A 2,831-nucleotide genomic window follows, 5' to 3' on the forward strand; every position below is an offset into this window, starting at 1 on the left:
CGACACTTCTTGGGGTTGTATGGTTAAGTGACTAAGCGTACATGGTGGATGCCTTGGCAGTCAGAGGCGATGAAGGACGTACTAACCTGCGATAAGCCGTGAGCAGTCGGTAAGAGACATTACGACTCACGGATTTCCGAATGGGGAAACCCACTTAGCATAAGCTAGGTATCGCTGCGTGAATACATAGCGTAGCGAGGCGAACCGGGAGAACTGAAACATCTAAGTACCCCGAGGAAAAGAAATCAACCGAGATTCCCTCAGTAGCGGCGAGCGAACGGGGATTAGCCCTTAAGCATCTTGGAAGTTAGTGGAACGGTCCTGGAAAGGCCGGCGATACAGGGTGATAGCCCCGTACACGAAAACAACCTTGATGTGAAATCGAGTAGGGCGGGACACGTGACATCCTGTCTGAATATGGGGGGACCATCCTCCAAGGCTAAATACTCCTGACTGACCGATAGTGAACCAGTACCGTGAGGGAAAGGCGAAAAGAACCCCTGTGAGGGGAGTGAAATAGAACCTGAAACCGTGTACGTACAAGCAGTGGGAGCCCTTCGGGGTGACTGCGTACCTTTTGTATAATGGGTCAGCGACTTACATTTTGTAGCGAGGTTAACCGTATAGGGGAGCCGTAGGGAAACCGAGTCTTAACTGGGCGTCTAGTTGCAAGGTGTAGACCCGAAACCGGGTGATCTAGCCATGGGCAGGTTGAAGGTTGAGTAACATCAACTGGAGGACCGAACCCACTAACGTTGCAAAGTTAGGGGATGACCTGTGGCTGGGGGTGAAAGGCCAATCAAACTCGGAGATAGCTGGTTCTCCCCGAAAGCTATTTAGGTAGCGCCTCGGACGAATACTACTGGGGGTAGAGCACTGTTTGGGCTAGGGGGTCATCCCGACTTACCAACCCCATGCAAACTCCGAATACCAGTAAGTACTATCCGGGAGACACACGGCGGGTGCTAACGTCCGTCGTGAAGAGGGAAACAACCCAGACCGCCGGCTAAGGTCCCAAAGTTCTGGTTAAGTGGGAAACGATGTGGGAAGGCTCAGACAGCTAGGATGTTGGCTTAGAAGCAGCCATCATTTAAAGAAAGCGTAATAGCTCACTAGTCGAGTCGGCCTGCGCGGAAGATGTAACGGGGCTCAAACCAGGCACCGAAGCCGCGGATTCACGCTAAGCGTGAGTGGTAGGGGAGCGTTCTGTAAGTCTGCGAAGGTGTATCGAGAGGTATGCTGGAGATATCAGAAGTGCGAATGCTGACGTAAGTAACGATAAAGGGGGTGAAAAGCCTCCTCGCCGGAAGACCAAGGGTTCCTGTCCAACGTTAATCGGGGCAGGGTGAGTCGACCCCTAAGGTGAGGCCGAAAGGCGTAATCGATGGGAAGCAGGTTAATATTCCTGCACGACTTGTAATTGCGATGGGGGGACGGAGAAGGCTAGGTGGGCCAGGCGACGGTTGTCCTGGTGAAAGTGCGTAGGTGGTGTTTCTAGGCAAATCCGGAGACACAACACTGAGACACGAGACGAACGCACCACGGTGCGGAAGCCATTGATGCCCTGCTTCCAGGAAAAGCCTCTAAGCTTCAGATTACAAGTCATCGTACCCCAAACCGACACAGGTGGTCGGGTAGAGAATACCAAGGCGCTTGAGAGAACTCGGGTGAAGGAACTAGGCAAAATAGAACCGTAACTTCGGGAGAAGGTTCGCTCTTGATGGTGAAGTCCCTTGCGGATGGAGCTGTCGGGAGTCGCAGTGACCAGATGGCTGGGACTGTTTATCAAAAACACAGCACTCTGCAAACACGAAAGTGGACGTATAGGGTGTGACACCTGCCCGGTGCCGGAAGGTTAATTGATGGGGTTAGCGCAAGCGAAGCTCTTGATCGAAGCCCCGGTAAACGGCGGCCGTAACTATAACGGTCCTAAGGTAGCGAAATTCCTTGTCGGGTAAGTTCCGACCTGCACGAATGGTGTAACCATGGCCATGCTGTCTCCACCCGAGACTCAGTGAAATCGAATTCGCCGTGAAGATGCGGTGTACCCGCGGCTAGACGGAAAGACCCCGTGAACCTTTACTACAGCTTGGCACTGAACATTGAACCTACATGTGTAGGATAGGTGGGAGGCTTTGAAGGCGTGACGCCAGTTGCGCTGGAGCCGTCCTTGAAATACCACCCTTGTATGTTTGATGTTCTAACGCAGGGCCCTGAATCGGGCTCGCGGACAGTGCCTGGTGGGTAGTTTGACTGGGGCGGTCTCCTCCCAAAGAGTAACGGAGGAGCACGAAGGTTGGCTAATCCTGGTCGGACATCAGGAGGTTAGTGCAATGGCATAAGCCAGCTTAACTGCGAGACGGACAGGTCGAGCAGGTACGAAAGTAGGTCATAGTGATCCGGTGGTTCTGAATGGAAGGGCCATCGCTCAACGGATAAAAGGTACTCCGGGGATAACAGGCTGATACCGCCCAAGAGTTCATATCGACGGCGGTGTTTGGCACCTCGATGTCGGCTCATCACATCCTGGGGCTGAAGTCGGTCCCAAGGGTATGGCTGTTCGCCATTTAAAGTGGTACGCGAGCTGGGTTCAGAACGTCGTGAGACAGTTCGGTCCCTATCTGCCGTGGGCGTTGGATGATTGAAGGGAGTTGCTCCTAGTACGAGAGGACCGGAGTGAACGAACCTCTGGTGTTCGGGTTGTCACGCCAGTGGCACTGCCCGGTAGCTAAGTTCGGAATCGATAACCGCTGAAAGCATCTAAGCGGGAAGCGAGCCCTGAGATGAGTCATCCCTGACCCCTTGAGGGTCCTAAAGGGCCGTTGGAGACC

Annotated in this window: 1 rRNA gene; it reads left to right on the plus strand. The window is 53.7% G+C overall.

Features of this window, described 5'->3' with window-relative positions:
* Positions 1-21 precede the first annotated feature (21 nt).
* A 23S ribosomal RNA gene (locus tag AB5Y50_RS00005) occupies positions 22-2,831 on the plus strand; the annotation flags it as partial.

The sequence above is a fragment of the Aeromonas sp. s6 genome (genome assembly GCF_040907815.1).
Lineage (GTDB): Bacteria > Pseudomonadota > Gammaproteobacteria > Enterobacterales > Aeromonadaceae > Aeromonas > Aeromonas caviae.